Source organism: Ruegeria sp. BHSB056, from assembly GCF_059613305.1.
Window position 1 is genome coordinate 50919 of record NZ_JBXWSG010000009.1, and the last position, 23149, is coordinate 74067.

Consider the following 23149-nt stretch of genomic DNA (forward strand, 5'->3'; position numbering starts at 1 on the left):
CTTGCTAACGGTCGTCGCCGCCCGGTCCGATATCGTCCAGATAATCCTCGTCAATCGCAGTCTGAACAGCCCCCGCTACAGCTTCACGCTGTTTTGGTGTCAGGTCTTCCGCCTCTTTCCCATCTGCTAATCTTACAGTGACTTCGCGATGTGCAAACTTGATCCCTTCGCGCGCGAACAACTCGCGGATATCCTGATAGACCTTTTTGCGAACCAGCCACTGATCACCCGGTTTCGTCATGAACTTGACCCGGATAATCATCGCCGAATCCTGCATCTCGATCACGCCCTGCGACTTAAGCGGCTGGATGAAATTGTCTCCGATTACGGGATCGGTCAACAACTCCTGTCCCAGTTTCTTGATCAGTTTGCGGACCTTCTCGACATCGGTGTCATAGGTCACGCGCAGCGGCAGCTTCATGATTACCCAATCGCGCGAGTAGTTGGTCAGCACTTTGATCTCGCCAAAGGGAATGGTGTTCAGCGCACCCAGATGGTGGCGCAGTTGCATGGACCTGACCGAGATTTTCTCGACCGTGCCTTTCACATCCCCAATGTCGATATATTCTCCTTTCCGGAACGCATCATCCAACAAGAAGAATGCGCCGGAAAAAATGTCGCGCACCAGCGTTTGTGACCCGAACCCCACGGCCAAACCAACCACACCGGCACCCGCAAACAGCGGGCTGACGTTAATACCCAGTTCCATCAGGACTATCAGAACGATTGTAACCACGACAACGGCCAGAATTGCGCCCCGGAAAAGCGGCAACAACGTTGCCAGACGGCTTTGCCCGCCTTCGCCACCTTCGTCGCCCAGTTCAACCTCGGTGCCATCGTCGGATTCTTCAGCGATTTTGCTGTCGATCCAAATCCGAAAGAAGTGAAACAGGATGTACCCGATGAACAGGACAACCATCACATCCAGCGCACGTTCAACCGGCAGATCCTCGCTCCAGTCCGCGTTCGGGTACCATATCACGACAAGCGCATAAGCCCCGAGCACGAAAGCCAGAATTCCGGCTACCCGGCGGGCCAGGTCTTCATAAGTCAGAAGATGCTGCTTCGGTTGTTCGGGCTCGGGTATATCCGTCGTCACGACGCCTTCTTCCGCTGCGGCGGCTTCCCCGTTAATTTCGCTAATCATGCGCGAGCGGTCAAAATATCGCTCCAGCAGATAGTTCATTGCACCATAGGCCACGACCACGGACATGAAGATCATGTAGCTGCTTGCAATCAGCGGCAGCGGCGTCGGATGCTCCAGCGCCAGATCAACAGCCAGACGGAACCAGCTGAACACGACATAGATGATCAACGCCGGTGCCCAGCCGAAAGACACAAACCGCAAAAGCCATGACACCTGTTCGGATGCCCGCCCACCCCGGATCGCGTTCGAGATTGCACGGGCGTTGAACAGGATCATCAGTATATTGCCCAGCGCGCCCAGCATTGTCAGACCGCCATACACCATGGCGTAGACGTTGTAGTTCAGTCCAAAATCCGCGACCCAGGTAGAAAACAGAACGACCGAAATGTCATAGGTCGCCAGCACGGACGCCCAAATATACAGCCTGCGCGCATTCTTGTCCGAAAAGGGCGGTAATCGATATTGGCTCAGATAAGGTGACAGGACCATGCGCCAGAGGTCCGACACCGTGCGCGACAGGAAAAAGGCCGTAAAGATTGCCGTGATCGTGAACTGGACCGAGATATCCTCGGCCTCGCCAAAGATCAGATACCCGACGATCAAAGCCATGATCATGGCAAAGACCGTGGCTCCAATCCCCATCAGGAACCGGAACAGCAGGAACGGCATCTTTTCCCGATACCCCTGTGGTTCGTCCTTGATCCGCGCCACTACCCACCGGCGCGCGAACCGCTTCCCGTATATCTCGATCGACAGCCACCGCCCAAGTAACAGGAACAGGATATTCCAGCCCAACACCTCGACATAGGTCTGGATTCGGCCATCCGGGCTGGTCTGGCGCAGGATGTATTGTACTTCAAAAATAGAATAGGGCAGCGCCTCGAGCCTGGATTGCATCGACTCGCGGAACTTCGAGAACCGCTCTTGCGCCTTCATCAGTTGCGAACCGTCACCCATTGGGTTGCTCGAATCGCTGTCTGCGCCCTCCGAACCTGCATCCTTTCCGCCTGCCGTTGTCACAACCTGACCGGCACTGTCGATGACAATGACACTTGCGCCCGCATCGCTGGCCGCGCGGATTGCAGCGGCCAGATCACTTTCCTTGTCGGCCTCGGACGAACTGCCCGACCCTGAAGGATATCCGGGAATCAAGGATGACTGCGCCAATGCACCAGTGGAAATGCTCAGGAAAATGGCCCAAAACGCCAAAAAAAATGCGGCCAGAAAGTTATTTCGCATTGGGTCGTGCATCCAGTTTTTGCCGATATTGGTCAGATTACAGAAGCGTTTCAAGCAGTTCAAATACTCGCATCGAACCGTCTCAATATCGTGTTTGGACGTGTTCTTGGCGCACTCTGATGAGCGCAGGTGTTTTCAATCTTTCAATAATTGAATATGACCAAGCAAAGGTTTCTGGTCGGCCTCGATTGTCTTCATCGTTCTCATTGGGCGATCTTGTCTGGCGGTGGTGCGATATGTCGCGAAACAGTCAATACGCTGTTGCCAAATCGCAATGCTTGAAACATTTGCAAGTGCGCAAATCCGCCTTTGGCAAGCGTGGGATTGAAATATACAGTAACGCTTGCGAACGCGCGGATTTCGCTCTGGGATCAAGAAGACGGGCAACACTATGAGCCTTGGCACAACCAATTCTAAACCGGACCGCGCGCCGCGTATCCTGTTTTACAGCCACGACACGTTCGGTCTGGGGCATTTGCGCCGGTCCCGCGCCTTGGCTGCGGCAATCACGCAGGCGGACCCAAGCGCCTCGGCGCTGATCCTGACGGGTTCGCCCGTGGCAGGCCGTTTTACCTTTCCCCGCCGCGTTGACCATGTGCGCCTGCCCGGCGTGACCAAGCGCGCGGACGGATCGTATGCCGCGCGTACAATCGGAATGGGTATCGACGAAGTAACCGAATTGCGCGCGGGATTGATCCAGACTGCGGTTCAGCAATTCGACCCCGACGTGTTGGTCGTCGACAAGGAACCGACAGGGTTCCGGGGTGAGCTGGTGCCGACACTGAAATACCTTGAACGCCATTGCGGAACGAAACTGGTTCTGGGTCTGCGTGATGTGCTGGACGAACCCGAAGTACTGGCTGCCGAGTGGGCGCGCAAAGAAGCCATCGAAGCGACCGAGCGGTTCTATCATGAGATTTGGGTTTATGGATCACAGTCGATCTATGACCCGACGCAAGGCTTGCCGCTAAGCGCGTCAGCGCGATCCCGCATTCACTGGACGGGATATCTGCGCCGAGATCTCGGCCCGGTCGGGGAACCGCCTCAGCAACCCTATATCCTGATCACACCCGGCGGCGGGGGCGATGGCAAGGCGTTGGTCAACCTCGTCTTGTCCGCCTACGAGAAAGACCCAGACCTGTCGCCGCGTGCCGTGCTGGTCTATGGCCCATTCCTGTCGGGTGAATTGAGGAATGAATTCGAAGCACGGGTTGCCGCATTGAATGGTCGTGTAACCGCGGTTGGATTTGAATCGCAGATCGAAACGCTGTTTGCCGGGGCCGAAGGCGTGGTCTGCATGGGCGGCTACAACACGTTTTGCGAGGTCCTGTCCTTTGACAAACGGGCCGTCATCGTTCCACGCACCACACCCCGTCTGGAACAATGGATTCGGGCCTCACGCGCAGAAGAGCTGGGGCTGGTCAAGATGCTGGACGAACAACGCGACAGCCTGACACCCGACGCAATGATCCGTGCCATCCGCAACCTGCCGCACCAATCTGTGCCGTCACAGGCCATCCAAAGCGGTTTACTGGACGGTTTGGACTATGTCACCGACCGCATTGACAGCCTGCTGACATGGGAACAGAAACGAGCCACTGGATGAACTCGGCCTCTCCCAATCTGGCGGTTGTGGTCAAAGGCTGGCCGCGACTGTCCGAAACATTTATCGCGCAGGAACTTGTTGCCTTGCAGGAAGCCGGGCACCGATTTGACATCTGGTCTCTGCGCCATCCGACCGACACCAAACGTCACCCTTTGCACGACCGTTTCGCAGGGCAGGTTCGCTATCTGCCGGAATACCTGCATGAAGAGCCACAGAGAGTGTGGGCGGCCCGCGCTGCCGCCCAAGACCTGCCCGGCTATGCCGAAGCCTACAAGATCTGGCGGCACGACCTGCGCCGCGATCCCACGCCGAACCGCATCCGCCGCTTCGGGCAAGCATGTGTTCTGGCCGCCGAGTTACCCGCCCAGACGCAGGGGCTCTATGCCCATTTCATGCACACCCCCTCGTCCGTCGCCCGATATGCGGCCATCATGCGCGGTCTGCCATGGAGCTTTTCTGCCCATGCCAAGGATATCTGGACCTCGCCGGTCTGGGAAAAGCGTGAAAAGTTGCAGGCCTCAACGTACGGAGCTGCTTTCAGTGCCACCTGCACGGCAATCGGCGCGGAACATCTGCGCGGTCTCGCTGATGACCCCAACCGGGTGGACCTTATCTATCACGGTCTGGACCTGTCGCGCTTCCCCGAACCGCCAAAGCGCGGGACACGTGCCGCTGGTGACCCGTTTCACATGATTTCCGTTGGACGACTGGTCGAAAAGAAGGGCTTTGACCGCCTTATTGCGGCCTTCACGCTGCTGCCGGAGAACCTGAACTGGCATTGGTCCCACATTGGCGGCGGGGGCCTTGGTGACACCCTGCGCGCGCAGGCGCGCGCTGCTGGTATCGCGGACCGCATCACCTGGAGGGGAGCGTGCGATCAGCCCGAGGTGATCGATGCCATGCGCAGGGCCGACCTGTTTGTCTTGCCCAGCCGGATTGCTGCGGACGGGGACCGGGACGGATTGCCGAACGTGTTGATGGAGGCCGCATCCCAGCTGTTGCCGATCCTGTCGACACCGGTTTCGGCCATCCCGGAATTCATCCAATCCGGAACGCATGGCGTGTTGTCTGATGACGACCCGGCTGCATTGGCTTCAGCCATTTCAGCTTTGGCCGCTGATCCGGAAACGGCTGCAACTATGGCGCGTGCAGCCTATGACCGCCTGATTGCAGATTTTCGAATGGACCCTGGTATTGCACGGCTGTCGGCCCGGCTGAAAACCCTGAGCATGGAAGACGCGTAATGGCGCGGGTTGCGTTTTATGCGCCAATGAAATCTCCCGGCAGCCAGAAACCCTCGGGCGATCGCGAAATGGCGCGAAACCTGATGCTGGCCTTGGCGGCGCAGGGGAATAAGGTCGAACTGGCTTCGGACCTGCGCGTCTACGACAAGAACGGGGACCGGGACCTACAGAGAACCCTTGTTCGCGCGGCTGAGATTGAAGCACAGCGGCTGAGCGCCGAGTTGCCCTTTGATACAGATCTGTGGGTGACTTATCACAATTACTACAAAGCACCCGACCTGCTGGGCCCTAAGATCTGCCAGGCGCGCGGCATTCCGTATGTGCAATTGGAAAGCACGCGCGCATCAAGCAGGCTGAACGGACCGTGGGCCGATTTCGCCCAAGCGGCGCATCAGGCTTGCGATGCAGCGGATATCATTTTCTACCACACTGCCAATGACCTGATTACGTTGGAACGGGACCGTTTTGGCAAGCAGGCACTGGTTGAATTGCCGCCATTTCTGCCTGAAACCGTGTTGCCTGTGGCTACGACCGGGGACGGCCCGATGCTTACTGTCGGAATGATGCGGCATGGGGACAAGCTGGCGTCCTACCGGATTTTGGCCGAGGCCCTTTCGTACCTGACATGTGACTGGAACCTGAACATCGCGGGGGACGGTCCGGCGCGGCCGGATGTTGAAGCGTTGATGGTACCGTTCGGAAGCCGGGTGCACTTTCTGGGCCAGCTCGACCGGGCGGACTTGCAGAAAATCTACCAACGCGCATCCCTGCTTGTCTGGCCGGGCGTAAACGAAGCCTATGGGATGGTCTATCTCGAGGCGCAGGCGACAGGCCTGCCCGTGGTCGCACAGGATCGCCCCGGCGTTCGGGATGTGCTGGCACCGGCGGTTTACCCATCGGTTGATGCTGGGGCCAAAGGGCTTGCCGATCACATGCAAAACCTGCTCGAGGACACCGCGCAGCGCCACGCGCTTGGGGCGAATACGCGCAGCTATGTGGACCGGCGTCACCTTATGCCTCAGGCGACCGAGCGGTTGTGGGCGCATCTTCGGCCCTTGTTGAAGGATGTATCATGACCCGTCTTGCACTGCTTCGCCACGGGCATACCCACTGGAACCGCGCAGGGCGCATTCAGGGGCGCAGTGATATTCCGCTGGATGAGGACGCGCGGTCTGAACTGGCCGGGTGTCGCTTGCCTGACCCATGGGCCGCCGCTGATATCTGGTCCAGCCCCTTGCTGCGCGCCAGTGAAACAGCGCGGATCGTGTCTGGGCGCACCCCGAAAACCTCGGACGCGCTGATTGAAATGAATTGGGGCGACTGGGAAGGACTTCGAGGCATTGACCTGATCGCCGATGAAACCAGCGGGTATCGCCATATCGAAGACTGGAGCTGGGATTTTCGCCCGCCTCACGGTGAAAGCCCTGCCGAGGTCTGGACGAGGTTGCGCCCCTGGATGTCCGGGTTGCGGCAGGACACGGTCGCGGTCTGCCACATTGGCATCATGCGGGTCATTCTCGCCCAGGCGTGGGGATGGGATTTTGATGGCCCCGCCCCCTTCAAGATCAAGCGCAATCGGCTGTATATCGTTGATATGAACACGATGACCGCAGACCCGGACCCCGTTCGCCTGATCAAACATGGGCCGCTGCCATGAAGGTAATGATCGTTGTCACGCACCTTTTGGGAACAGGACATCTGAGCCGGGCCCTGACGTTGGGCCGGGCGTTTCGGGATGACGGTCACGAGGTCATGGTCGTTTCGGGCGGAATGCCTGCGACTCAACTGGACAGCAGCGGGCTGACCCTGTTCGGTTTGCCGCCGCTCAGATCAGATGGAACCAATTTCACCCGGCTTCTGACTGAAAGCGGTGTCGAGGCTGACGCGGATTATCGGCGCGCACGTGTGACAGCCATGGTGCAGGCGGTAAACAGCTTTCAGCCGCAAATCCTGATAACCGAGCTTTACCCCTTTGGTCGCCGGTCTCTGGCAGCGGAATTCGACGCGGCCCTGAATGCGGCACGGGCCCTGCCTCAGCCTCCGATCATCCTGGGATCGATCCGCGATATTCTGGCCCCACCTTCCAAACCTGCCAAGGCCCAGCGTACAGAAGATATCGTCACCCGCTTTTATGACGGCATTCTTGTTCACTCGACCGAAAGTGTCACACCGCTTTCGGTCAGTTGGCCGGTGTCGGACCGATTGGCTGAACGGTTGCATTATACCGGCTTTGTGGCACCGGAGCTGCCTCAACCGCATCCGCAGTCGGTTGGACAGGGCGAAATCCTTGTCAGTGCAGGCGGTGGTTCTGTGGGCCAACCGATCTTTCGCGCGGCCATCGAGGCCGCCCGCCAGATGCCCAACAGGCGTTGGCGCCTGCTGGTCGGTGGGACGGATGCCAAGGCGAGAATAGCCGAGCTGTCCCAACTGGCCGAAGGAACCTCGGCAATTCTGGAACCCGTGCGCCCGGATTTTCGCCAGATGCTGCCCCATGCGGCTGCATCGGTCAGCATGTGCGGCTACAACACCGCCATGGATATTCTGCAATGCGGAACACCCGCTGTTTTTGTCCCGTTCGATGATGGCAAGGAGGTTGAACAGGGGCTGCGTGGGCAAAGCCTGTCGAGTTTGCAAGCCATCGAGGTGCTTCTCAGCCGAACCCTGAGCGGGCAAGCATTGGCGCAGGCCGTAGAGCGTGTCATTTCAGATGGACCCCGCGCACAGCAGGATTTTGGATTTGATGGCGCGGCCCAAACCGTAGAGATCGCCAAACAGCTGCTGGAACGGCGTACATGAACCCGGACTGGTACCCACTTGAGGTCGAACTGACCCATTGGCATGCAGCGGGCCTTTCGTTGCCGCTGTGGTGGCGAGACGATGACGCGATCGACCTGACACCACAGTTGGACCGGCTGTCCGATCTGGCCACGCAGTTGGGCCTGCCGGTACATCTGGCCGTCATTCCACACGCGGCAACCCCTGCGCTGGCTAACTATGTTGCGCGCGGCGAAACTCTCATCCCTGTGGTTCACGGGTGGTCCCACAAGAACCATGCGCCCGCCAGTGAGAAGAAAGCCGAGTTTCGCCTCAACCGTCCGTTGGACGAGGTTGTTGCCGATGCCGCGGCAGGACTGTCACGCCTTGACGCCTTGTTCGGCAACACCCTGCGGCCGATGTTTGTCCCTCCGTGGAACCGCATTGCACCAGAAGTCATCGAACACCTTCCGTCACTGGGATACCGCATTCTTTCCACGGCAACGCCCCGCAGAACGAAAATGGCGGCTGCGGGGCTTGAGCAGGTCAACACACATCTTGACCCGATTGACTGGCGGGGTTCACGCGGTCTGATCTCTCCGGATCGCCTGATCGCGCAGACAGTCAACCTCCTGCGGGACAGGCGCGAAGGCCGCGCAGACAACGCCGAGCCTTTTGGAGTATTGACCCATCACCTGGTCCATGATCAGGACATCTGGGCCTTTACCGAGGCGTTGCTGAAACATCTGCTGGACGGTCCTGCCACACCCTGGGTCGCACCAAAGAACAAATGAGGACATCGTCATGAGCCGACTGGATTCCATGCTGCGCCGATTGACGGCTCAGCGCGACGGGCTGAACTGGGCAGCCGAACAGATCAGTGACCAAACTGGCGACGTGCTGGATATGGGGCTAGGCAATGGTCGCACCTATGACCACCTGCGAGAGATCCTGCCGAACCGCCGGATCTGGGTGATGGATCGTGTGCTGCAATGCCATCCTGACAGCACGCCACCGGCCGAAGATTTCCTGCAAGGCGAAGCTGAACCCATGCTGCGGAGGCTGATGGCCGAGGGGCACAGGATTGCATTGGCTCATTATGATTTCGGACGCGGCATCAAACACGAAGATGTGGCCGAAGCCGCACGCCTCAGCCCGTTGATCGCGCAAGTCATGCAGCCCGGTGGGTTGTTGATTTCCGGCCAGCCCCTTGTCGGCTTCAACCAGATCAAAGGGCCCGAGACGATCGCGCCGGACCGTTACCTGTTCTATACGGCCTGATCACGCCACACGGCGACCGCGCGCCCAAACCGAGTTGAGGGCTGGCACACCCGCGCGCATCCGGAAACGGATAACATCGGCGCGGGCACTGGCGCGCAACTCGCCACGGTCCTCCAGCCCGGCGGCCTGCGCCGGGGCCAATGTGACGGTCTTCATCCCACGCGCCATATCGCCCCACATTTCACCCAGCATGACCGCAGACAATAACAAGGCGGACGGCACGTAATCCGAGGACATTACGTCCAGATGCCCAAGCTCGGCCAATTCTCGGGCTGCAACATTCCCGGAATGAGAGCCTCCGCGAACAACGTTTGGCGCACCCATCATGACCTTGATGCCGCGATCATGGCACGCTCGTGCGGCCTCAACCGTTGTGGGGAACTCAGCCAGCCGAATGCCGTGACCTGCCGAGACCTTCACCTGATCTTCGGTCGTATCGTCATGACTGGCAAGAACGGCTCCAAATCGGCGCGCGGCTTTGACGGTTTCGACCTCGTGCACATCACCGTTGCGATCCCGAAGGCCTTTCAGCTGGGCTACATGCTGAAAGAACGTATCATCGTCCATGGCATATTTGCCCTTCAGATAGGATTGCAACTTGCCCATGTCGCGAAACTGACGCTGGCCGGGGGTGTGATCCATGATGGACACAAGACCAACCCTGTCCTCGGGTCCAAACTCGTCCAGTTCCTCGATCAGTGTCTCAGAACAGACCTCTGCCCGCAAATGCAGGAAATGGCTGATCTTAAGCGCATCCTGCTCGCGCAGATCCCACAACTCCCGCGACAGGCCGCGGGCATATTTTCCGTACCGTCCGGCGCCGGAAGGGATCGAACCAACCCGCATCGCATCGAACACACTTGTGATCCCCACGCTGGCCAGTTCCGCGTCGTGGGCCAAAATGGCGGCAGCATGGGGCCAATGCACGTTGGGGCGCGGCTGAATATGGCGTTCAAGATTATCCGTGTGCAACTCGACAAGACCGGGGCTGACATAGTCGCCTTCGCAATCTATCGCACCAGCGGGAACTGCACGCCCGGTGTCGATTTCGATGATAGTGTCACCCGCTATTCGAACACAACCGGTCACGGTTTCAGTCGGCAACACAAGCGTGGCATTGGCAAGGATCAAGTCTTCTGTCATCTGAACTTTACGCAATCTGAGGTATTGGAAGGCCACTTGATAGGAGGCCAATGTGACATTCACGCGATACGCGATCTATTTTGCACCACCCGCCGGGGTGGCCTGGACGGAATTTGCAACCAGCTGGCTGGGCTGGGACATGGCAAAGGGAACGCAGGTCGCGCATCCGATCATGGGTGGCCTCGACATTGCGACCATCACTGAGGTGCCGCGCAAATACGGGCTGCACGCGACCCTGAAACCGCCGTTCCGGTTGCGCGATGGCCTGACCTTTGACCCATTGCATCAGGCGTGCATTGCGCTGGCTGCAACCCGGCAGCCCATCACACTCGCCGGTCTGGAAATTGCCCGTCTTGGACGTTTTCTGGCCCTGTGCCCGCTGGGTGAAACGCAGGCGCTGAATGCGCTGGCCGCGGTCTGTGTTCGCGATCTCGACCGGTTTCGCGCACCTGCCACTCAGGCCGAACTGACGCGCCGCCGCGCCGCGGGACTGACCCCCGAGCAGGACGCTAATCTGACCCAATGGGGCTATCCCTACGTGCTGGACGCGTTTCGATTTCACATCACGCTCAGCGGTAAACTGGACAAACCAACCCTCAGGGCAACCCAAGAAGCACTGCATACCCATCTCAGCCCTTTGCTGCCGCAACCCTTCCAGATCACTGATCTTGCTCTGATGGGCGAAGCGGAAGATGGGCGGTTTCACCTGATCCATCGCTACGCGCTTTCCGGTTGAAGGCGGCGCAGGATTTCGGCGACCGTGTCTTCCAGCGCGCCGGAATTGTCGACTTCGATGACCCGGTTCAGACCATCCGGCAACTCCGCGTTGGCGCGACACAACCGCCGCACCTGCTCGTCTGTGCTTTCCCGTCCCCGAGTGGACAGACGCCGCGCCAAAACCCCGGCATCTGCTGTCAGAGAGATCACGATCAGATCTCCAAACACCTTCTGCGCCTGCAAAAGAACGCTGCGGGAAAGATTGACCAGAACCGCACTCGCCCCCTGACGCTGTCGCAAAATCGCGGCTGGGATACCATAGAACAGTCCATGCGCAGGCCAGCTCAGCGCAAAAGCGCCTGCCTGTTCCATCTGCTGGAACTCTGCAACCGAAACCCGGTCAAAATCCTCGCCTTGTTCGCCTGCGGGGCGGGTGATCACCCTCCGCACGCGCCGGACGCCAGGCGCCTGTGCCTCCAACGCTTCCATGACACTGTCCTTGCCAACTCCCGAAGGGCCAACAATCGCTATGACAGGGGCAAGTGTCATGCCGCCAGTTCCGGTGTGAAGTCAGCGACATTGACTTCGCGATCACAGACACGCTCACGTGCATCAAGGTCGTGGAATATTCCGACAATCGCCGCACCACGCCCTTTTGCCTCTTCAATCAGCGACAACACGGTTTCGCGGTTCTGCACATCCAGACTTGCCGTGGGTTCGTCCAGCAACATCGCCGGGTAGTCATGCGCAAAGCCATGCGCAATGTTCACCCGCTGCTGTTCGCCGCCCGAAAAGGTTGTGGGGCTCAGGGTCCACAAGCGCTCAGGAATGTTCAGCCGCTTCAGTAACCCGGCGGATTTCTCCAGCGCCTCTGTCCTGTCGCAACCCACGGCCAGCAAAGGCTCTGCCACAACGTCCAGTGTCGGCACCCGCGGCACGACCCGCAGGAATTGACTGACATAGCCCAGCGTTTTCCGGCGGAGGGTCAAGATCTGGCGCGGCTCGGCTTTTGCCACGTCCAGACCTCCAACCAGCACCTGACCAGAGGCCGCCAGGTAGTTGCCATAAATCACGCGCATCAGCGTGGACTTGCCCGCACCAGACGCCCCGGTCAAAGCAACGCACTCACCCGGTTCAACCTTCAGCGACGCGCCTTCCATCACCGGGATAACGGCACCGCCCTGATTGTGCAGAGTAAAGCTTTTGCTCACATTGATCAGTTCAATCATTGCTTCACCTTTTCCCAAATACTCAAACCTGCAGAACGCTGGACACTAGCAGTTGCGTGTAGGCGTGTTGGGGATCATCCAGCACCTGATCGGTCAGCCCGGCCTCAACCACATGACCATCCTTCATCACCATCAACCGGTCGGCCAACAGACGCACCACAGCAAGATCATGGGTCACGATGATCGCGCTCAGCCCCATTTCACGCACCAAGCCGCGCAAGAGGTCCAGTAATCGCGCCTGAACCGAGACATCCAGCCCCCCGGTCGGTTCGTCCATGAACACCAGTCGCGGGCCAGTCACCAGATTACGGGCGATCTGCAAACGTTGCTGCATCCCGCCCGAAAACGCGGTGGGCCGGTCATCAACGCGGGCCGCCTCGATCTCGACCCGGCCCAGCCAGTCAATGGCCTTGTCTCGGATGTCACCATAGTGGCGCTCGCCCACGGCCATAAGCCGTTCACCAATATTGCCTCCGGCACTAACTGACATCCGCAGCCCGTCACGTGCATGCTGATGCACAAAGGCCCAGTCGGTACGGCTCAGCATCCGGCGTTCGGGCTCAGACATGGTTACCGTGTCCACCGGCCCGTTCGCGCGCGTGTCAAAGATCACCTGCCCTGCATCGGGCACCAGATGACCGGCCAGACAATTCAGCAGGGTCGACTTGCCCGACCCGCTTTCGCCCACGATCCCCATCACCTCACCGGGGTAGAGATCAAAAGTCACATCCGCGCATCCCATCCGCGCACCATAGAGCTTTTCGATGCCCTTGACTTGCAACAGGGGGGTCATGCCGCGTTCTCCTCGGCCAGTCGGCCCATATGGCCCGCTTCGCGGCGCGACCGGCAATAATCGGTATCCGAACAGACAAACATTCGGTTGCCCGCATCATCCATGATGACTTCATCCAGATAGCTATCCTCGGCTCCGCACACGTCACAGGGATGATCGGCCTTGGTGGCTTCGAACGGGTAATCCTCGAAATCGAGGCTCACGACCCTGGTATGTGGCGGTACCGCGTAAATGCGCTGCTCGCGCCCGGCACCGAACAGCTGGATCGCATCCATTTCAAGCTTCGGGTTGTCGAATTTGGGGATCGGGGACGGGTCCATCACATACCGGCCAGACACTTTCACCGGATAGGCGTAAGCGGTCGAGATTGCCCCGTGCTGGCTGATATCCTCATACAGTTTAACATGCATCAGCCCATATTCTTCAAGGCTGTGCATCTTGCGTGTCTCGGTCTCGCGCGGTTCGAGGAAACGCAGAGGTTCCGGGATCGGCACCTGATAAACGATGATCTGATCTTCGCGCAGCTTCGCCTCGGGGATGCGGTGGCGGGTCTGGATCACCGTCGCCTTCTCGGTTTCCTCGGTCGTCTCTACACCTGCGGTCTTTTCAAAGAACTTGCGGATCGACACTGCGTTGGTCGTGTCATCCGCACCCTGATCGATGACCTTGAGCATATCCTCAGGCGTCAGCGTCGCGGCCGAGACCTGCACTCCTCCGGTGCCCCAGCCATAAGGCATCGGCATTTCACGGCTGGCAAAGGGCACCTGATACCCTGGAATAGCCAGGCCCTTCAGGATGGCCCTGCGGATCATCCGTTTGGTTTGTTCGTCCAGATATGCAAAGTTGTACGCGCTCATAGCAATCCCCGCGCAGTTAAGGCTACTTCAAAGGCCTGAGGGCTGGTAAAATGTATGGCGTCCATGCCAACGGCGCGGGCTCCATCCACGTTTCTTGGGCTATCATCGACAAAGATACAGTTCTGAGGGGAAAGATCGGCCCGGTCGCACATCCGACGGAAAATCTCGGGCTGCGGTTTCAAAAGCTTTTCCTGACCTGACACTACGGTCACGCCAAAGACCTCGCCCAGCTCAGGATGCACACCAACACCAACGGGCCATGTTTCCGCTGACCAGTTGGTGATTGCATGAACCGGGGTGCCCTGTTCTTTCAAACGATGGAGTAATCGCCAAGTTCCCTCGATCTTGTGTGGGACGGTCATGGCATAGCGCTCAACATAAGAACTCAGGCGTCGCTGGTCGTCAGCATCTTCCAGTTCAGCAGCCAGATCAGCGAAATCCTCACCGCCATCGGCCCGCAGATTACGTTCGGGGAAATCGATACGAGTGAGAAACTCTGCCACCGCCTCGCGGCTACCCATCTCATCCAGCCATGCCAAATGCGGATCCCACTGGATCAAAACGTTGCCGATATCAAAAACGACAGCCTTCATTCCGCAGCCTCCTTTGACGTGATCCGCGCGTCAGCCTCGCGGCGCAGTTTGCGGACCAGTTCAAGCTCGGACTGGAAATCCACGTAATGCGGCAGCTTGATGTGTTCGAGAAAACCGGTCGCCTGAATGTTGTCCGCGTGGCTCAGAACAAATTCTTCATCCTGCGCAGGCGCGCCCAGATTGTCTTCGCCCAGTTCCTTCCACCGCAGCGCGCGATCAACCAAGGCCATCGCGATGGCTTTTCGTTCGGATTGACCAAAGACCAGACCATAACCGCGCGTGAACTGAGGCGGCTCGGTTTTTGAACCCTTGAACTGGTTCACCGTCTCACACTCGGTCAGTTCGACCTCGCCGATATCTATGGCAAACCCCAACTCGGGGATGTCCATTTCAACAGCAACCTTGCCGATCCGCAATTCACCCACAAACGCGTGGTTGCGTGCGTAACCGCGCTGGGTGGAATAGGCCATGCCCAGCACGAAACCCTCATCCCCGCGTGTCAGCGATTGCAGGCGCAACGGGCGATTGGCGGGGAATTCCATCGGTTCGCGCGTCAGGTCGCCGGGGTTGTCATCACTTGTCGGCTCGTCCTGAATGAGGCCCTCGTCTTTCAGGAATTCAGTGATATGCGGCGTCGGTTCCTGCCGCGCTGAACCTTCCGGAACTTTCGGGACATCACCATCCGCGGCCAGTTTGAAATCCAGCAAACGATGGGTATAGTCGAACGTCGGCCCCAGAACCTGCCCACCGGGTGCATCTTTGAACGTGGCCGAAATCCGACGGTCGCAGGCCATCTCACCTGTTTCGACCGGATTGGAATGGCCAAAACGCGGCAGCGTGGTGCGATAGGCGCGGATCAGAAAGATCGCCTCAATCAGATCGCCCCGCGCCTGCTTTATCGCCAGCGCAGCCAGGTCGGGGTCATAAAGCGAGCCTTCCGCCATGACCCGGTTCACTGCAAGGCTTAGCTGTTCGCGGATCTGTGCAAGGCTCAGTTCTGCCACATCGGTCGCGCCCCGGCGTTCTTCGGCCAGCCAGGCGTGGGCGTTCTCGATGGCTTTTTCACCCCCTTTGACAGCAACATACATCGCTTACGCCTCCGACGTGATCTGCGTGCTGCGTGGCAGGGCCGCAACCCTGTTGCCGCAGGTAAAAAAGAAATCGCACCCCAGAGGGTAGAGCATCGCGTTCCCCTGAAGCGCCGGAATATCCGGCAGAGACAGGCGCGCGGTCTTTTTGATGCCGGGGCCGCTCAGAACGGCACCGCTCTGCTCTAGCCGGTCGCATTCCACAATCAGGGTCGCAGAACGATCCGGGTATTCCGGCGTTCCGATGCGATAGGCGTTAAGCGACCCCAATGCGTCCCATGTGCCAACGGCAAAATCGGCCTGTGCTGCGGATACGAGCGGGGCGCCCGTGTGGAAAGTCAGCCAATTGCGGACTGCTTCGGTATCGGTGCCTCCGGCCAGATGAACCCTGGTCTCGGGGTCGCACAGCGTCAGCAGCAGTGTACCGGCCGCCACGGACAGGGGCGCAGGGGGTTCGCTGCCCGACAGGACACGTATGTCGCCCGGACGCGCCATAACGGTCATCGCAGCGCGGAACGCATGTGCAGCATCGACAGGTGCGTTTTCAAAGCCCCCGGAAAACTGTGTTTGCGCGGCCATCAATCTTCCCCCCGAACAAGCGTGAAAAACTCAACCTTGGTGGCCGCTGCCTTGGCCGCGCGAGTGCTTTTGACCGCCTGCATTTGCTGCTGAAGCGGGTCGAGCAGCCGCGCCTGCACCTCATCTACCGCCCCGGTCTGCATCATCGCATCAATCAATGCTGCGGCTTCAGCCTTGGATTTCGATCTGCCCTGAACGTAACCGTGACCAACCGTTCCATCCTGCAACACCACAGAACAGCGCGTGACCGTCATTTCGCCCAGGTTGAACGGCGCTCCGGTGCCACCGGTGCGACCACGCACCATCACGCTCCCGATCTCGGGGCGGCGCAGCCAGTCAAAGCTCGGGCGGGTCTCAATCCCGTCCCACAAGGTCATCAGGGTGTCGTCAGGTGCACGGGCCAGCAAACCCATCCAATCCCTGCGCGCCCCGATCGCGAATTCTGTCTGATCTGTCATCAAAGCCTCTTGGCCGGGTTGTCTATTTGAACTATACAACTAGACAAATATTAACCCGCGCGTGCGCAACACGCAATCTCCAACTGTGTGAAGATTTGGTGACATGAGCAAAACGCCGATCTGGAAAAGCATTGCCCTGCGCCTGACCTCGGACATTGCCGAAGGGCGGTATCAAACCAGTGACCGCCTGCCGACCGAAGCGCAGCTGGCCGCCAAATACGGTGTCAACCGCCACACAGTGCGGCGCGCGTTGGCTGACATGTCGGAACAAGGTCTGGTTCATGCCCGGCGCGGTGCGGGCGTTTTTGTGGCGGCGCGGCCAACCGACTATCCGATTGGCAAAAGGGTTCGATATCACAAGAACGTCTCGGCCAGCGGCAAGATACCGGGAAAGAAAATCCTGGCCCTGACCACACGTGCGGCAGATGAAGCCGAGGCCGAAGCACTGGGTCTGAGCAAAGGGGACCCGGTGCATGTCTATGACGGGTTATCGCTGGCGGATGGGCAGCCCATAGCCGTTTTTCAAAGTGTCTTCCCGGCAGAACGCTTTCCAAACCTGTTACAGGCGCTGACCGAGACCCAGTCAGTAACAAAAGCCCTGCAACGTTGCGGCATCGCGGATTACACCCGCATCTCGACCCGATTGACCGCGCGCGGTGCGACAGCAACGCAAGCCCTTCACCTGCAACTGTCCGAAGGTGCCCCGGTGCTGTTTTCGATCGGTGTCAACGTGGACCCGGACGGCCGACCCGTCGAATATGGTCGAACCGTCTTTGCTGGTGAGCGTGTCACGCTAACGCTGAACGAAGAGTAAACCACAACCGATACCGCCCGACGTCGACCTCCTGCCGGAGGTCTCGTCCCGTTGGGCATGGCGCGAATTTCGGATAAGCGACCTTTGGGCCAGCGTCATCCCGGCAATCGGATGAACGTTGGTGCAAAGGCCCTGTAACGCTTTTTCAAACGGTTGCGCGGCACTGAACCGTGCTGTTTTCTTGCCACTCCAAACCCGGTTCAGGGCAACCGGAACGGTTTGGGGTCGGGCGTGCGCGGTCCGCGCTTTTTACCCGCCTCACCCTGGATCAGACGTCGGCGCAGCCAGCCCGAAAACCAATCCATCAACATCACCATCAGAATGATCAGGATGATGTAATAGGCGACCTCTTCCCAGTCTTTCTGCGTGATGATTGCCTGCGTCAGCAGCAAACCAATACCGCCCCCCGTGATTGCTCCGATCACCGTCGCACTGCGGGTGTTGGATTCGAGGAAATACAAAAGCTGGCTCAGCAAAACAGGCGTGACCTGAGGGATAACGCCGAACCGATACCGTTGCGGGGCGTTCGCACCGGTGGACTGCACACCTTCGATCTGCTTCTGATCCACATTTTCCAGTGCTTCCGAGAAGATTTTGCCGAATGTACCGGTGTCCGTCACCAAAATGGCAAGCGCACCGGTCAACGGGCCGGGACCAAAGGCGCGGGCCAGAACCACAGTCCAGATCAACGCATCCACGCCGCGCACAAAGTCGAATACACGCCGTGTCGCAAAGCGGATGGATCTCATCCGGTTGAAATTGCGCGTCGCAAGAAAGGCCAGTGGCAGGGCCACAATCGCCGCGCCAAACGTGCCCAGAAATGCCATCAGCATCGTCTCGAAGATGGCCCAGGCCACATCCTGATGGCGCCACATCTTGTTAGTCCAGAAATCATTAAAGATCGCACCCGCCTCGCCCGATACCGCGCGTCCGGCCAGTTCCGGGAAGGACTTGCCGAAATAAGGACTGTCCAGCGTGAACCAGAACAGTTCCCACCCCGTGAAATAGCGGAACACCTCGGACCGGTTGCGGGTGACAGTCAATCGACCTGCGTCCGTGGTCACAGACAGCCGGTTTTTAGAGACGTTGATCCACTCCGGAATCTCGCCCTCCGGCAACTCGGCCTGTACACCGGCCGAACGCGTGGGTGTTGCGCGAATGGTGCCATAGCCGGGAATGTCATATTCCACCGTCTGCGCACCGAAACGCACCACATGGCCCTTTTCAAGGTCGATCACGGTCGTCTCGCCCAGTGCCACCCACTCCGGCGCCTGACCCTCAGGGTAAGCGCCCTTGCGCTCACCCTCGATGGCGACAGACACTTCACCGGTGCGATTATCCCGCGCGACATGCGTTTTGTAGCTGTAGCTGTCTGCCACCAGCGTCTTGCCATTTGCCCAGTTTGCGCGCCCCACAAGGCCCGACACGTCAAAAGCAAAGAAGACATAGACCAGATAGACGAAAACCAGAGCAGGCAACCCGAAATTCATCAACCTTTTGCGGTTGAACAAGCGATCTGCGTCGGCTTTGAGGTCATCAACAGTCAAATTGGTTGCGAAAGTGCTCATGCCAAAGCTCCTTTTTCCGAGCCGTGGGTCAGACGGTCGCGAAGGTAGCCAGACAGCTGGTCGACGACCACGATTGTAACGAACAGAAGAATGAAGATGGCCGAGGCTTCGTCATAACGCCCCTGCCCCCAGGACATGGCATTGCGCAGCTCGTAACCCAGACCGCCCGCCCCGACAAATCCAAGAATGGCCGAGGCACGGATATTGATCTCGAACCGCAGCAACGCGTAGCTGACATAGTTCGGCCCGACCTGCGGGATCACCCCCAGATACATCCGCTGTGACCAGTTGGCACCGACGGAATGCAGCCCTTCCACCGGTTTCAGCGAGGCATTCTCGTTCACTTCGGAAAACAGTTTGCCCAATGCGCCAGCTGTGTGAATCGCAATAGCGATCATCGCGGGAACCGGGCCACCGCCCAGAATGAAGATCAGAACCAACGCAATTACGATCTCGGGAATGGCGCGGCAGATGTCTGATATTCGGCGAAACAGCGGGATAAATGACGGCCATAGCGCCATGCCGCGTGTCGACATCAGGGCCAAAAACGTTCCAACAATTGTTCCGACAAGCGTCGCCGCCGCCGCGATGTTGATTGTCTCGATCAGAGCCGGGAAGAACCAGACCAGATTGGCTGGCATTTCGGCAATCTTTTCCCCCGCCTCGGACAGAACCTCTGTGGGGTAATCAAGAATACGGTGCCAGCCATCGACAAAGCTGCCGGCATTCCGGTTGTCGGCTATGTGAAACCCTGCCGCCATCAACGACAGGAACAGAATCAGGAGAATGCTGCCATAGACCCGCTTGCGTCGTGTCATCGCTGTATAGTCGTTGCGGATCTGATCGACGGATAAGGACCCTGCAGTAAGGTCTGTCATGGAATGCTCCTGAAGGGAAAACGGGGTCCGGTACATCACCGGACCCCGATCATTGGATTTGCGGTCTTAGTTGGACTTCAGCTTGCGCGCTTCGATGATGACCTCGTAGGCCTCATGCGTAATTGGATCAAAGCTCTTGGCCTCACCCGCGGCCACGCCGTAGAAACATTCGCGGTCTTTTTCATCCAGCGTGTTCCACAATTCGGTGACCTGAGCTTTGACATCCTCGGGCAGAGCCTTGCGCAGTACAACCGGACCTTCCGGGATCGGTGCCGATTTCCAGATCTCGACCAGATCGTTCATGTCGACCAGACCAGCATCCACAGCGCGGCGCAGCGCGCCCGACTGATAGCCGTCTTCCCACTCGCCAAGACCATCAGCCCAGGTCACACCGCCATCAACGTCACCGTTGTTCACCGCGACAATTGTCTGCTCGTGACCGCCGGTGAATTTCACCTCAGAAAAATAGTCACCCGATTCCATGGTTGCTCCGGTGGCCTGGGGAATCTCGATCGACGGGATCAGATAACCCGAGGTCGAATTCGGGTCACCAAAGCCAAAAACCTTGCCCTTCATGTCACCAAGCGAGGTGATGCCGCTGTCCTTGCGTGCAAAACCAACCGAGTAGTAGCCGTAACCGCCATCGGTATTCACCTTGACCAGCACCGGCTCAACCGCTTCGGGGTCGCTCAGATAGGTTTTGGCATAGCCCGACGCACCCAGCCAGGCGACATCAATCGTGCCGCCCAGCAGCCCCTGAATCACTCCGTTATAGTCGGCAGGGGCAAACAGTTTGGTCGGAACGCCCAACAGTTCTTCGGTGTATTCGCGCAGACACTCGTTTTTGCTCATCCGGTCCTGAGCGTTCTCGCCACCTAGAATGCCGATGCGGAATTCGCTGATTTCTTCGGCCATGACCGGTGCGGCCAGTGTTGTGGTTGCGACCAAGGCAGCAATCAGTTTTTTCATCTGTCTCTCTCCAGTTTGATAACCCCGGCCTCTCATCGGGCCGGGCGATGAAAGGTGTTGGGACCGCTCAGATGGTTGCCTCTGCTTCCATCAGCGACTTTTGCGTGGCGTCGAGCGTTTCGATTTCCGTTGATGTCGCTTCTTCCGAGAAGCTGGCATCGGCACCATAGATTTCGCGGGCGACGCCAGTGGTCAGTTGCTCGGGCAGCCCATCGAACACGATGCGCCCGTCGCGCATCCCAACCACGCGGTCGCAATAGCGACGTGCAGTGTCCAGTGTGTGCAGGTTGGCGATAACGGTACGGCCATCTTCTTCGTGGATGCGGCGCAGCGCCTGCATCACAACCTGTGCATTCATCGGGTCCAGTGAGGCAATTGGTTCATCTGCCAGAATAATCCTCGGGTCCTGCATCAGCGCCCGCGCAATCGCCACGCGCTGTTGCTGGCCGCCCGACAAGGCCTCGGCCCGTTTCGGAGCGTGCTCCGCAATTCCCAACCGGTCCAGAATGTCGATGGCACGGTGAATTTCATCCATCGGGAACAGGTTGAACATAGCGGCCAGCGTGGAATGACGGTTGAGCGTGCCATGCAGCACGTTCGAAACCACATCCATGCGCGGCACCAGGTTGAACTGTTGGAAAATCATCGCGCAATCAGCCTGCCAGGCGCGTTTGTCACGGCCTTTCAGTTGGGTGATGTCCCGGCCTTCAAACAGGATTTCGCCTTCGCTGGCATCCGTCAGGCGGTTAATCATCCGCAGCAGGGTGGACTTACCCGAGCCCGACCGTCCGATGATCCCGATCATGCATGGCTTGTCCACATCCAGCGTCGCGGCATTCACGGCAACATTGTCACCAAAGCGTTTGGTCAGTTTCTTGATACGCAGCACGTGCCACCCCCAATTCATGTTGGCGGACTGCTACAGATGCCGTTCAACGGATATGTGTCAGCGTAGTGAAAGTTTTGTAACGGCACGACACGTGCGGGGGGTATCCATCGACCCGCCTCACGGGTATACGCATCCGCGACTCTTCAGCTGATACGAGGCCAATATGAGCTTTGACCGCACCATCAAGATCGCGCCATCCATTCTGTCCGCCGACTTTGCCAATTTCGGGCAAGAAATTCAGGCCATCGAAGCGCAGGGCGCGGATTGGGTCCATGTTGACGTAATGGACGGCCATTTCGTCCCGAACCTGACCTTTGGCCCGCCAGCCGTCAAAGCCTTCCGCCCGCATGTAAAGACGGTCATGGACGTGCACCTGATGATCACGCCGGTCGATCCATACATCCAGGCCTACGCTGATGCAGGTGCAGACATTCTGACCGCGCATGTCGAGGCGGGGGCCCACACCCACCGCACGCTACAGGCGATCCGCGCCGCAGGCATGAAGGCAGGCGTTGCCTTGAACCCGGGCACCCCGGCTGAAGCGGTCGAGCATCTGCTGGACCTCACCGATCTGGTCTGCGTCATGACCGTGAACCCCGGCTTTGGCGGCCAGAAGTTCATCGACATGACTGGCAAGATCCGCAAATTGCGCCAGATGATTGGTGACCGCCCTGTGCATATCGAGATCGACGGCGGTGTTGATCCCCAGACAGCGCCCCTTGTTGCCGCAGCGGGGGCTGATGTGCTGGTGGCCGGGTCTGCCGTGTTCAAAGGCGGATCAGTTGATCGGCCCGAGGTTTACGGTGAGAATATTCGGGCCGTACGGGCCGCAGCTGAAGGCGGGTTGGGCTGAGCCGCCCGCTCTCGACAGAGTAGTTTGCTTTATCCGCAAGACTGAATTTCGTTGAACTTATCGGGCGGGACACACCTCGCCTTGATGTTCTTGTTGCGGCTTTCATTTGGATCACAGACGTGCCGGGCTGAAGCCCGGCCTACGGGTAGGTCGACGGTCTTCGATACAAGTACAAACAAAAAGGCCGCCCCCTAGGGAGCGGCCTTCGTTTGTTCACCGATGTGCCGGGCTGAAGCCCGGCCTACGGATTATTCTACGATTTTCGACACGACGCCGGCGCCGACGGTGCGGCCGCCTTCGCGGATGGCGAAGCGCAGGCCGTTTTCCATCGCGATGGGCGCGATCAGCTCAACGCCGAACGACACGTTGTCGCCGGGCATGACCATCTCGGTGCCTTCGGCCAGGGTCACGGTGCCGGTCACGTCTGTGGTCCGGAAGTAGAACTGCGGA

At 58.9% G+C, this 23149-nt stretch carries 25 protein-coding genes; 10 read left to right on the plus strand and 15 right to left on the minus strand.

Features of this window, described 5'->3' with window-relative positions:
- Positions 1–4: 4 nt before the first annotated feature.
- Positions 5–2386 (minus strand): mechanosensitive ion channel domain-containing protein, encoded by a 2382-nt coding sequence (locus AC2FND_RS04110; protein ID WP_496768072.1) that lies wholly within the window; start codon positions 2384–2386, stop codon positions 5–7.
- Between the two features lie 391 nt (positions 2387–2777).
- On the opposite strand from AC2FND_RS04110, the gene AC2FND_RS04115 reads away from it, so the two are divergent.
- The 7 genes from AC2FND_RS04115 to AC2FND_RS04145 are packed head-to-tail and all read left to right on the plus strand — an operon-like array spanning position 2778 to position 9271.
- On the plus strand, positions 2778–3992 hold the full coding sequence (locus AC2FND_RS04115; protein WP_496768074.1) for a glycosyltransferase family protein: 1215 nt from the start codon (positions 2778–2780) through the stop codon (positions 3990–3992).
- Positions 3989–5236 (plus strand): glycosyltransferase family 4 protein, encoded by a 1248-nt coding sequence (locus tag AC2FND_RS04120; RefSeq protein WP_496768114.1) that lies wholly within the window; start codon positions 3989–3991, stop codon positions 5234–5236. The genes AC2FND_RS04115 and AC2FND_RS04120 overlap by 4 nt, the downstream gene beginning before the upstream one ends.
- Positions 5236–6312, plus strand: coding sequence for a glycosyltransferase family 4 protein (locus AC2FND_RS04125; RefSeq protein WP_496768076.1), 1077 nt, complete (start codon positions 5236–5238; stop codon positions 6310–6312). Before AC2FND_RS04120 ends, AC2FND_RS04125 begins: the two co-directional genes overlap by 1 nt.
- Complete coding sequence (locus AC2FND_RS04130; protein ID WP_496768077.1) at positions 6309–6893, plus strand: histidine phosphatase family protein; 585 nt, start codon at positions 6309–6311, stop codon at positions 6891–6893. The genes AC2FND_RS04125 and AC2FND_RS04130 overlap by 4 nt, the downstream gene beginning before the upstream one ends.
- Positions 6890–8032 carry a glycosyltransferase family protein gene (locus AC2FND_RS04135; RefSeq protein ID WP_496768079.1) on the plus strand — a complete coding sequence of 381 codons (1143 nt, stop codon included), beginning with the start codon at positions 6890–6892 and terminating at the stop codon, positions 8030–8032. The genes AC2FND_RS04130 and AC2FND_RS04135 overlap by 4 nt, the downstream gene beginning before the upstream one ends.
- A complete protein-coding gene (locus AC2FND_RS04140; RefSeq protein ID WP_496768081.1) occupies positions 8029–8784 on the plus strand; it encodes a polysaccharide deacetylase family protein in 756 nt (251 codons plus the stop codon). Before AC2FND_RS04135 ends, AC2FND_RS04140 begins: the two co-directional genes overlap by 4 nt.
- A 10-nt stretch (positions 8785–8794) precedes the next feature.
- Positions 8795–9271, plus strand: coding sequence for a class I SAM-dependent methyltransferase (locus tag AC2FND_RS04145; RefSeq protein WP_480488318.1), 477 nt, complete (start codon positions 8795–8797; stop codon positions 9269–9271).
- Here the strand turns inward: AC2FND_RS04145 and AC2FND_RS04150 are convergent, their stop codons facing one another.
- A complete protein-coding gene (locus AC2FND_RS04150) occupies positions 9272–10414 on the minus strand; it encodes an alpha-D-ribose 1-methylphosphonate 5-triphosphate diphosphatase (protein ID WP_496768083.1) in 1143 nt (380 codons plus the stop codon). It abuts the gene before it with no gap.
- A 52-nt stretch (positions 10415–10466) separates the two neighbouring features.
- On the opposite strand from AC2FND_RS04150, the gene AC2FND_RS04155 reads away from it, so the two are divergent.
- Positions 10467–11150: a DUF1045 domain-containing protein gene (locus AC2FND_RS04155; protein ID WP_496768085.1), complete on the plus strand. Its 684-nt coding sequence runs from the start codon at positions 10467–10469 to the stop codon at positions 11148–11150.
- On the opposite strand, the gene phnN is transcribed toward AC2FND_RS04155, so the two are convergent.
- From phnN to phnG, 8 genes are read right to left on the minus strand one after another with little or no spacing between them, the layout of a single operon-like run.
- Positions 11132–11680: a phosphonate metabolism protein/1,5-bisphosphokinase (PRPP-forming) PhnN gene (gene phnN, locus AC2FND_RS04160; RefSeq protein WP_496768086.1), complete on the minus strand. Its 549-nt coding sequence runs from the start codon at positions 11678–11680 to the stop codon at positions 11132–11134. The genes AC2FND_RS04155 and phnN overlap by 19 nt on opposite strands.
- Complete coding sequence (gene phnL / locus AC2FND_RS04165) at positions 11677–12360, minus strand: phosphonate C-P lyase system protein PhnL (protein ID WP_496768087.1); 684 nt, start codon at positions 12358–12360, stop codon at positions 11677–11679. Before phnL ends, phnN begins: the two co-directional genes overlap by 4 nt.
- A 22-nt stretch (positions 12361–12382) precedes the next feature.
- A complete protein-coding gene (gene phnK, locus AC2FND_RS04170) occupies positions 12383–13153 on the minus strand; it encodes a phosphonate C-P lyase system protein PhnK (RefSeq protein WP_496768089.1) in 771 nt (256 codons plus the stop codon).
- Positions 13150–14010 (minus strand): alpha-D-ribose 1-methylphosphonate 5-phosphate C-P-lyase PhnJ, encoded by an 861-nt coding sequence (locus AC2FND_RS04175; RefSeq protein WP_496768091.1) that lies wholly within the window; start codon positions 14008–14010, stop codon positions 13150–13152. The genes phnK and AC2FND_RS04175 overlap by 4 nt, the downstream gene beginning before the upstream one ends.
- The gene (locus AC2FND_RS04180; RefSeq protein ID WP_480484063.1) at positions 14007–14603 is read right to left on the minus strand and encodes an HAD family hydrolase; all 597 of its coding nucleotides are present in this window, start codon (positions 14601–14603) and stop codon (positions 14007–14009) included. The genes AC2FND_RS04175 and AC2FND_RS04180 overlap by 4 nt, the downstream gene beginning before the upstream one ends.
- The gene (locus tag AC2FND_RS04185) at positions 14600–15691 is read right to left on the minus strand and encodes a carbon-phosphorus lyase complex subunit (protein WP_480538658.1); all 1092 of its coding nucleotides are present in this window, start codon (positions 15689–15691) and stop codon (positions 14600–14602) included. Before AC2FND_RS04185 ends, AC2FND_RS04180 begins: the two co-directional genes overlap by 4 nt.
- Before the next feature lie 3 nt (positions 15692–15694).
- A complete protein-coding gene (phnH, locus tag AC2FND_RS04190) occupies positions 15695–16270 on the minus strand; it encodes a phosphonate C-P lyase system protein PhnH (protein WP_496768094.1) in 576 nt (191 codons plus the stop codon).
- Positions 16270–16728: a phosphonate C-P lyase system protein PhnG gene (gene phnG, locus AC2FND_RS04195; RefSeq protein WP_496768096.1), complete on the minus strand. Its 459-nt coding sequence runs from the start codon at positions 16726–16728 to the stop codon at positions 16270–16272. The genes phnH and phnG overlap by 1 nt, the downstream gene beginning before the upstream one ends.
- Before the next feature lie 103 nt (positions 16729–16831).
- Here phnG and phnF point away from each other — a divergent pair, with 103 nt between their 5' ends.
- The gene (gene phnF / locus AC2FND_RS04200) at positions 16832–17542 is read left to right on the plus strand and encodes a phosphonate metabolism transcriptional regulator PhnF (protein ID WP_496768098.1); all 711 of its coding nucleotides are present in this window, start codon (positions 16832–16834) and stop codon (positions 17540–17542) included.
- 200 nt (positions 17543–17742) lie between these two features.
- Here the strand turns inward: phnF and phnE (AC2FND_RS04205) are convergent, their stop codons facing one another.
- The 4 genes from phnE (AC2FND_RS04205) to phnC form a co-directional block, all read right to left on the minus strand.
- Positions 17743–19110, minus strand: a complete 1368-nt coding sequence (phnE, locus tag AC2FND_RS04205) for a phosphonate ABC transporter, permease protein PhnE (protein ID WP_496768100.1) — start codon at positions 19108–19110, stop codon at positions 17743–17745.
- Positions 19107–19988, minus strand: a complete 882-nt coding sequence (phnE, locus tag AC2FND_RS04210; RefSeq protein ID WP_496768101.1) for a phosphonate ABC transporter, permease protein PhnE — start codon at positions 19986–19988, stop codon at positions 19107–19109. The genes phnE (AC2FND_RS04205) and phnE (AC2FND_RS04210) overlap by 4 nt, the downstream gene beginning before the upstream one ends.
- Positions 19989–20054: 66 nt before the next feature.
- Positions 20055–20957, minus strand: coding sequence for a phosphonate ABC transporter substrate-binding protein (gene phnD / locus AC2FND_RS04215; RefSeq protein ID WP_496768103.1), 903 nt, complete (start codon positions 20955–20957; stop codon positions 20055–20057).
- 67 nt (positions 20958–21024) lie between these two features.
- Positions 21025–21846 (minus strand): phosphonate ABC transporter ATP-binding protein, encoded by an 822-nt coding sequence (phnC, locus tag AC2FND_RS04220; protein WP_496768105.1) that lies wholly within the window; start codon positions 21844–21846, stop codon positions 21025–21027.
- 163 nt (positions 21847–22009) lie between these two features.
- On the opposite strand from phnC, the gene rpe reads away from it, so the two are divergent.
- Positions 22010–22699, plus strand: a complete 690-nt coding sequence (gene rpe, locus AC2FND_RS04225; RefSeq protein WP_209598264.1) for a ribulose-phosphate 3-epimerase — start codon at positions 22010–22012, stop codon at positions 22697–22699.
- Positions 22700–22947: 248 nt separating this feature from the next.
- On the opposite strand, the gene AC2FND_RS04230 is transcribed toward rpe, so the two are convergent.
- The coding region (locus AC2FND_RS04230; protein WP_496768107.1) for an EF-Tu C-terminal domain-related protein at positions 22948–23149 on the minus strand (202 nt) is incomplete at its 5' end.

Coding starts and splice junctions, on each gene's coding strand:
- phnG (WP_496768096.1), bottom strand. CDS start 16,728: ATGACAGATCAGACAGAATTCGCGATCGGGGCGCGCAGGGATTGGATG.
- phnE (WP_496768101.1), bottom strand. CDS start 19,988: ATGACAGACCTTACTGCAGGGTCCTTATCCGTCGATCAGATCCGCAAC.
- phnD (WP_496768103.1), bottom strand. CDS start 20,957: ATGAAAAAACTGATTGCTGCCTTGGTCGCAACCACAACACTGGCCGCA.
- AC2FND_RS04130 (WP_496768077.1), top strand. CDS start 6,309: ATGACCCGTCTTGCACTGCTTCGCCACGGGCATACCCACTGGAACCGC.
- AC2FND_RS04145 (WP_480488318.1), top strand. CDS start 8,795: ATGAGCCGACTGGATTCCATGCTGCGCCGATTGACGGCTCAGCGCGAC.
- phnF (WP_496768098.1), top strand. CDS start 16,832: ATGAGCAAAACGCCGATCTGGAAAAGCATTGCCCTGCGCCTGACCTCG.
- AC2FND_RS04125 (WP_496768076.1), top strand. CDS start 5,236: ATGGCGCGGGTTGCGTTTTATGCGCCAATGAAATCTCCCGGCAGCCAG.
- phnE (WP_496768100.1), bottom strand. CDS start 19,110: ATGAGCACTTTCGCAACCAATTTGACTGTTGATGACCTCAAAGCCGAC.
- AC2FND_RS04185 (WP_480538658.1), bottom strand. CDS start 15,691: ATGTATGTTGCTGTCAAAGGGGGTGAAAAAGCCATCGAGAACGCCCAC.
- phnK (WP_496768089.1), bottom strand. CDS start 13,153: ATGACCCCCCTGTTGCAAGTCAAGGGCATCGAAAAGCTCTATGGTGCG.
- phnL (WP_496768087.1), bottom strand. CDS start 12,360: ATGATTGAACTGATCAATGTGAGCAAAAGCTTTACTCTGCACAATCAG.
- AC2FND_RS04150 (WP_496768083.1), bottom strand. CDS start 10,414: ATGACAGAAGACTTGATCCTTGCCAATGCCACGCTTGTGTTGCCGACT.
- AC2FND_RS04140 (WP_496768081.1), top strand. CDS start 8,029: ATGAACCCGGACTGGTACCCACTTGAGGTCGAACTGACCCATTGGCAT.
- phnH (WP_496768094.1), bottom strand. CDS start 16,270: ATGGCCGCGCAAACACAGTTTTCCGGGGGCTTTGAAAACGCACCTGTC.
- AC2FND_RS04135 (WP_496768079.1), top strand. CDS start 6,890: ATGAAGGTAATGATCGTTGTCACGCACCTTTTGGGAACAGGACATCTG.
- AC2FND_RS04115 (WP_496768074.1), top strand. CDS start 2,778: ATGAGCCTTGGCACAACCAATTCTAAACCGGACCGCGCGCCGCGTATC.
- AC2FND_RS04120 (WP_496768114.1), top strand. CDS start 3,989: ATGAACTCGGCCTCTCCCAATCTGGCGGTTGTGGTCAAAGGCTGGCCG.
- phnN (WP_496768086.1), bottom strand. CDS start 11,680: ATGACACTTGCCCCTGTCATAGCGATTGTTGGCCCTTCGGGAGTTGGC.
- rpe (WP_209598264.1), top strand. CDS start 22,010: ATGAGCTTTGACCGCACCATCAAGATCGCGCCATCCATTCTGTCCGCC.
- AC2FND_RS04175 (WP_496768091.1), bottom strand. CDS start 14,010: ATGAGCGCGTACAACTTTGCATATCTGGACGAACAAACCAAACGGATG.
- AC2FND_RS04180 (WP_480484063.1), bottom strand. CDS start 14,603: ATGAAGGCTGTCGTTTTTGATATCGGCAACGTTTTGATCCAGTGGGAT.
- AC2FND_RS04110 (WP_496768072.1), bottom strand. CDS start 2,386: ATGCGAAATAACTTTCTGGCCGCATTTTTTTTGGCGTTTTGGGCCATT.